We start from the raw sequence: 6,575 nt of genomic DNA on the forward strand, positions 1-6,575 counted from the left end.
CCTCCGAAGATCGGGACGACTCACGCCCGTGGTGACTTTCTCCTCTTTCGGCCCCGCACCGCGGACGGGGACCGTCTCATCGAGACAACCGTATTGCCCGTGGCGCAGCGGCGGGGGGAACCATGACCATACAAGTCACCAGGGTCGGGCGTTTGAACTCCGAACAGGTGAATTCCGTGCTCCGATCGGCCACGCTGGCCCCGTCGACGCACAACACCCAGCCATGGCTCTTCCGATGCGCCGGCACCGGAATCGAACTCCACGCCGATCCGCGCCGTATCCTCCCCGCCACGGATCCGGACGGGCGTGAACTCGTCCTTTCGTGCGGCGCCGCCCTTTTCACCCTCCGGACCGCGATTCACGCACTGGGTTTCCACCCCGCGACGACGCTCATGCCGAGCCGTGCCGACCCCGATCTGCTCGCCGTCGTCCGCCCGGTCGCGGAACGCACTCCCGATCCGAAGGTCTCCCGGCTCGCCCGCGCGATCACCCGCCGCCGGACCAACCGGCGGCCGTTCCTGCCCAGCGCGGTCCCGCGGTCCACGCTCGCCACCCTTCGCCACGCCACCGAACTGGAGCACGCGTGGATGCCGAGCCTCGACGCCGAACAGTGCCAGCACCTCCGTGAACTCACCTCTCGCGCCCGCCGGGTCCAGCTCGCCGATCCCGATTTCGTCGCCGAACTCGACCGCTGGACCGGATTGGGCGCGGGGGCTCGCGACGGGGTCCCCTCCTACGCGACCGACGGCTCCCCCGCCGACGAAAGCTGGCTCCTGGACGGATTCGGCGGCGCCGGCAACGGTTCGCGACCGGATCCACTGGTGGTGGTGATCGGGTCGCTGACCGACGAACGGCTCGACCGGCTCCAGGCAGGCCAGGCACTGCAACGCGTGCTGCTCACCGCGACGGGCGCGGGCCTCGACGCGTCGTACATCTCGCCGCCGGTCATGGTCCGTGCCGCCCGCGACGAACTCCGGAGGCTGCTCGGTTGCGGGGTATGGCCACAGGTGCTGCTGCGCGTCGGCTACGGACTGCCGCTGCCGTGGACCCCGCGCCGCCCGCTGGAGGACGTCCTGCTCGAAACGCTCGTTTCCGCCTGAGCCGGCGGAACTCTCACTGCCGTCGCAGTTCCGTGGCGAGCACGGCCGCCTGGGTGCGCCGCTGCATGCCGAGTTTCGTCAACAGCCGGGAGACGTAGTTCTTCACGGTCTTCTCGGCGAGGAACATCCGTTCCGCGATCTGCCGGTTGGTCAGCCCCTCGCCGATCAGCTCCAGCAACGTGCGCTCCTGTTCGGAAAGCCCTGCCAGCGGTCCCTTCTTGGCGGCGTCGTCGCGGAACTTCGCCATGAGCGTCGCGGCGGCCCGCGCGTCCAGCAGGGACCGGCCGAGACCGACCTCCTTGACCGCGGCCACCAGGTCCATCCCCCGGATGTCCTTGATCACGTACCCGCTCGCGCCGGCCATGATCGCGTCCAGCATCGCCTGTTCGTCGGTGTAGGACGTGAGCATCAGGCATTTCAGCTCGGGGATCTTGGATCGCAGTTCCCTGGCGAGTTCCACGCCGTTGCCGTCCGGCAGCCGCACGTCGAGCACCGCGACGTCCGGCCGCAGCGCCGGGATCCTTGCCAGCGCCTGGGAAAAAGTGGCGGCTTGGCCGACAACGCACAGTCCAGCGTCCTCCTCCAGCATGTCCGCGACCCCTCGACGGACCACCTCGTGGTCGTCGACCAGAAACACCCGGAGCATTCCGACCTCCACGGTTTCCCTCCTCGAAGGAAGAGCGTACGGCGCACGGCCGGTCACTGCGACAGGCCAAAGGGCCCTGTTAGGCACCCGTTCGAGTGGCTGCCGCCGACCGGACCAGGTTCATTTGCATCATTCGAGTCAGGACGTTCTGTTCTTCCCGGAGCAGTTCCGCCGCTGCGACGATCACCTCATGTCCGAGACCACGCTTTCGCCGGCCGCTTCGTCCGGCTCTCCCGACCCGACCGACGACGTCGCGGCCATGCGCAACCGTCTCCGCTTCTACCGGACCCGGGCCGAACAACTGCAGTACGCGCTGGACCACCGCCTGCCCATCGAACAGGCCAAGGGAATCCTCGCCGAGCGTTACCAAATCGACATCGACGCGGCGTTCGAGCTGCTGCGTTCGTTCTGCCGCAACAACAACATGAAGATCCACGACGTCGCCAGGACGCTCGTCGAACAGCCGAGCGAAGGCGATCGACGAATCTCTTGCTGAGCCACGCCATGCTCGGAGGGGGGCCCGCGACCGCCACCGGCGCCACGAACGACGCGGGCACGGATTGGGTGATGAACCGAACGCCGCCCCCCAGACTTCGGGTGCTCGTCGCGGACGACAACCCGGTCATCGGCGATGCTTTGCGCGCTCTTCTGGAGACCGAGCCGGACATCGACGTGGTCGCCGTCGCGCTGAACGCGGGAGAAGCGGTCGCGCTCGCGGAACTGCTGGTCCCCGAGGTCGCCGTGCTGGACGTGCGGATCCCCGGTGGGGGCGGCGCGTGGATGGCGAGGGAGATCAGGCGCCGGGTGCCCCAGACTCGGTTGTTGGCGTTCTCCGCGCACAGTGACACCCGGTCCATCGCCCAGATGGCGTCCGCCGGCGTCACCGAGTACCTCGTGAAGGGCAGCCCGAACACCGAGATCGTCGCGGCCATCCGCCGCCTCTGCGCGAACAGCGCCAACGGGACGGAGTAGCCCGGACGTCAGTCCGCGAGCCAGCGTTCCATACAAGCCAGCAGTTCCTCCGCGTTCACGGGTTTGGTGACGTAGTCGCTCGCCCCGGCGGCGAGGCTCTTCTCGCGGTCCCCTTCCATCGCCTTCGCGGTCACGGTGATGATCGGCAGGCCGGCGAACTTCGGCATCTCGCGGATCGCCGCCGTCGTCGCGTGGCCGTCCATCTCCGGCATCATCACGTCCATCAGGATCAGGTCGATGTCGTCGTCGGACAGCAGTTGCTCGATTCCCTTGCGGCCGTTGGGCGCGTGCACGACCGACAGGCCGTGCAGTTCGAGCATGCCCGAGATCGCGAACACGTTGCGGGCGTCGTCGTCGACCAGCAGGACCTTGCGCCCTTGCAGACGCGGCGGTCCGGCAGGCGGATCGGCGGCGTTCGCCGTCTCCTCCAGGGTCGCCGGAGGCCCTTCGGGTTGATGCATCAGCGGGAGGATGCCTTCGAGCTCGCTGGCCGAGATGTGCAGCATGATGCGCTCCCGCAGCGTGTCCAGTGACGGCAGCAGTTCGACGGGATGGACCCGCGCGTGGCTGTGCAGCAACCGGTCCTGCGCGGCGCTGAGCTTGCGCGTCGCGTACGCCAGCACCGGAACCTCGACAGGATCCGGTCCTTCGGCGAGCCGTTTGAGGAAGGTCAACGCGCTCGTTCCGGGGATGCTGGTGTCCAGCACGACGCAGCGATAGCTGTCGCGCTTCAATTCCTCGAACGCTTCCGCCGGACTGGCCACCGCCCGGACCTGGACGGACCCGTGACTGTCCGCGACATCGGCCGCGACCCCGCGGGCGAGCAGGGTCAGCAGGCTGTTCTGCTCGCTCTCCACCACCAGGACCCGCCGCTCCGCCTCGGCGTTGTCCGCACTGGGCTCGCCGCCATGGCCCGGGTGCGCGGTGAACCGGGCCACCGGCAGGTAGAGGGTGAACGTACTGCCCGTCCCCAGCACGCTGTCCGCCCGGATCTCGCCGCCGAGCAGGTACGCGACCTCGCGGCTGATCGACAGGCCGAGCCCGGTCCCGCCGTACTTGCGGCTGGTGGTGCCGTCGGCCTGCTGGAAGGCGCCGAAGATCGAATCGAGGTTCTCTTCGGCGATCCCGATCCCGGTGTCGATCACACTGAAGGCCACCAGTGACTCGTGCGGTGACCCGCTCGCCGACCAGACGATGGTGTCGACCAGCTTGACCCGCAGCTCGACGCTGCCGTCTTCGGTGAACTTGACCGCGTTCGACAGCAGGTTCCGCAGCACCTGCCGGAGTCGCTGCTCGTCGGTGAACAGCAGTTCCGGCACGTCGGGCTCCACCGTGACCTGGAAGTCCAGCCCTTTCTCCGCGGTCAGCGGGCGGAACGTCGTGCCGACGTAGTCGAGCAGCTGGCGCAGCGGGAACGGCTCGTGGTGGATGTCCATCTTGCCCGCCTCGACCTTCGACAGGTCGAGGATGTCGTTGATCAGTTGCAACAGGTCGGTGCCCGCGGACTGGATCACCTTGGCGAACTCGACCTGTTTGGGAGTCAGGTTCTGGGTCGAGTTCTGCGACAGAACGCCGGCGAGGATCAGCAGACTGGTCAACGGCGTCCGGAGTTCGTGCGACATGTTGGCCAGGAACTCCGACTTGTACTTCGACGCCAGCGCGAGCTGCTGCGCGCGTTCTTCGATTTCCTGTCGCGCCTGCTCGATTTCGAAGTTCTTCACCTCGATGTCTCGGTTCTGCTGCGCGAGCAGTTCGGCCTTCTCCTCCAGCTCCGCGTTGGACACCTGGAGTTTCGCCTGCTGCGCCTGGAGTTCCTCCGATCGCGCTTGCAGTTCCTGTGCCAGCCGCTGGGACTCCTCCAGCAGCGAGTCTGTCCGCGCGTTGGCGATGATGGTGTTGACGTTGACGCCGATGGTCTCCATCAGTTGTTCGAGGAAATCCTTGCGGACGGCGGTGAACTCCCCGAATGACGCCAGTTCGATGACGCCGAGCACCTGGTCCTCGAAGACGATCGGCAGCACGATCAAGGTGACCGGCGGGGCGGAGCCGAGGCTGGACGAGATCTTCACGAAGTCCGGTGGCGTCCGGTCCACCACGATCGGTTTCTTGGTCTGCGCGGCCTGCCCGATCAGCGACTGCCCCATCGCGAAGTCCGACGGTGAGCCCGGGTCCTCGCTGTGCCCGTAGCTGGTGATCAGCCGCAGCCGCATGCCGTTCTCGCCGGACTCGGTGAGGAACAATGTCCCGTGCTGCGCGCCGACCAGCGGGGTCAGCTCGTTCATGATCAACGTCGCCACCACCCGCAGGTCCCGATGCCCCTGCATCAGGCCCGAGATCCGCGCGAGGTTGGTGTTGAGCCAGTCCTGTTCCTCGTTCGCCCGCGTGGTCTCGCGCAGCGACTGCACCATCGCGTTGATGTTGTCCTTCAGTTCCGCGACCTCACCCTGTGCCTCGACGGAGATCGACCGGGTGAGGTCACCGGTGGCCACCGCGCTGGTGACCTCGGCGATCGCGCGGACCTGACGTGTCAGGTTCCCGGCCAGCTCGTTGACGTTCTCGGTCAGCCGCTTCCAGGTGCCCGAAACACCTTCGACCTCGGCCTGCCCGCCGAGCCGTCCCTCGCTGCCGACCTCACGGGCGACCCGTGTGACCTCCGCGGCGAACGCGGAGAGCTGGTCGACCATCGTGTTGATGGTGGTCTTGAGCTCCAGGATCTCGCCCCGCGCGTCGACGTCGATCTTGCGGGATAGGTCGCCCTGGGCGACCGCGGTGGTCACCTGGGCGATGTTGCGGACCTGGCCGGTGAGGTTGTTCGCCATCGAGTTGACGTTGTCGGTGAGGTCCTTCCAGGTACCGGCGACGTTCGGCACCCGCGCCTGCCCGCCGAGGATGCCTTCGGTACCGACCTCGCGCGCCACCCGGGTGACCTCGTCGGCGAACGCCGACAGGGTGTCGACCATCGTGTTGATCGTCTGCGCGAGTGCAGCGACCTCGCCCTTGGCCTCGACGGTGATCTTCTGGGACAGATCCCCTCTCGCGACCGCGGTGGCGACCTGGGCGATCGAACGCACCTGGTCGGTCAGGTTGTCCGCCATGACATTGACGGACATGGTCAGGCCCTTCCACGTCCCCGACACACCCTTGACGTCCGCTTGACCACCCAGCCGCCCCTCCGTCCCCACCTCACGCGCCACCCGCGTCACCTCGTCCGCGAACGACGACAACTGGCCGACCATCGTGTTGATCGTGTCCTTGAGTTCCAGGATCTCGCCCCGCGCGTCGACGCGGATCTTCTGGGACAGGTCGCCCTTCGCCACCGCCGTGGTGACTTCGGCGATGGAGCGGACCTGGTCGGTCAGGTTGTCCGCCATGACGTTCACGGACTCGGTCAGGCCCTTCCACGTCCCCGACACACCCTTGACGTCCGCCTGACCACCCAGCCGCCCCTCCGTCCCCACCTCACGCGCCACCCGCGTCACCTCGTCCGCGAACGACGACAACTGATCCACCATCGTGTTGATCGTGTTCTTCAGCTCCAGGATCTCGCCCCGCGCGTCCACCGTGATCTTCTGCGACAGATCGCCCTTCGCCACCGCCGTGGCCACCTGGGCGATCGACCGCACCTGCGCGGTGAGGTTGCCCGCCATGAAGTTCACCGACGTCGTCAGATCCCGCCAGGTCCCCGCCACCCCTGGCACCTGGGCCTGTCCGCCGAGCGCGCCCTCGGTCCCGACTTCCCTGGCGACCCGGGTGACCTCGTCGGCGAACGACGACAACTGATCCACCATCGTGTTGATCGTGTTCTTCAGCTCCAGGATCTCGCCCCGCGCGTCCACCGTGATCTTCTGCGACAGATC

5 protein-coding genes are annotated in these 6,575 nt (G+C 67.4%); 3 read left to right on the forward strand and 2 right to left on the reverse strand.

Annotated elements, in window-relative coordinates; translation table 11 throughout:
- Positions 1–176 precede the first annotated feature (176 nt).
- Complete coding sequence (locus ACFWMR_RS26460; protein ID WP_449224337.1) at positions 177–1,100, forward strand: Acg family FMN-binding oxidoreductase; 924 nt, start codon at positions 177–179, stop codon at positions 1,098–1,100.
- A 13-nt stretch (positions 1,101–1,113) separates the two neighbouring features.
- On the opposite strand, the gene ACFWMR_RS26465 is transcribed toward ACFWMR_RS26460, so the two are convergent.
- Complete coding sequence (locus ACFWMR_RS26465; protein ID WP_039918971.1) at positions 1,114–1,746, reverse strand: response regulator; 633 nt, start codon at positions 1,744–1,746, stop codon at positions 1,114–1,116.
- A 190-nt stretch (positions 1,747–1,936) separates the two neighbouring features.
- Between ACFWMR_RS26465 and ACFWMR_RS26470 the strand changes: the two genes are divergently transcribed.
- Together ACFWMR_RS26470 and ACFWMR_RS26475 are read left to right on the forward strand one after the other, a co-directional pair.
- Positions 1,937–2,242 (forward strand): ANTAR domain-containing protein, encoded by a 306-nt coding sequence (locus ACFWMR_RS26470; RefSeq protein WP_093935825.1) that lies wholly within the window; start codon positions 1,937–1,939, stop codon positions 2,240–2,242.
- Between the two features lie 101 nt (positions 2,243–2,343).
- The gene (locus ACFWMR_RS26475; RefSeq protein ID WP_378380315.1) at positions 2,344–2,718 is read left to right on the forward strand and encodes a response regulator; all 375 of its coding nucleotides are present in this window, start codon (positions 2,344–2,346) and stop codon (positions 2,716–2,718) included.
- Positions 2,719–2,726: 8 nt separating this feature from the next.
- Here the strand turns inward: ACFWMR_RS26475 and ACFWMR_RS26480 are convergent.
- The coding region (locus ACFWMR_RS26480) for a HAMP domain-containing protein (protein WP_378380304.1) at positions 2,727–6,575 on the reverse strand (3,849 nt) is incomplete at its 5' end.

Source organism: Amycolatopsis thailandensis (genome assembly GCF_042723255.1).
In the GTDB taxonomy this organism is placed as follows: domain Bacteria; phylum Actinomycetota; class Actinomycetes; order Mycobacteriales; family Pseudonocardiaceae; genus Amycolatopsis; species Amycolatopsis thailandensis.

Bases quoted from the DNA above. Each gene is read 5' to 3' on its own strand.
- ACFWMR_RS26470 (WP_093935825.1), top strand. From the start codon at position 1,937: ATGTCCGAGACCACGCTTTCGCCGGCCGCTTCGTCCGGCTCTCCCGAC.
- ACFWMR_RS26465 (WP_039918971.1), bottom strand. From the start codon at position 1,746: ATGCTCCGGGTGTTTCTGGTCGACGACCACGAGGTGGTCCGTCGAGGG.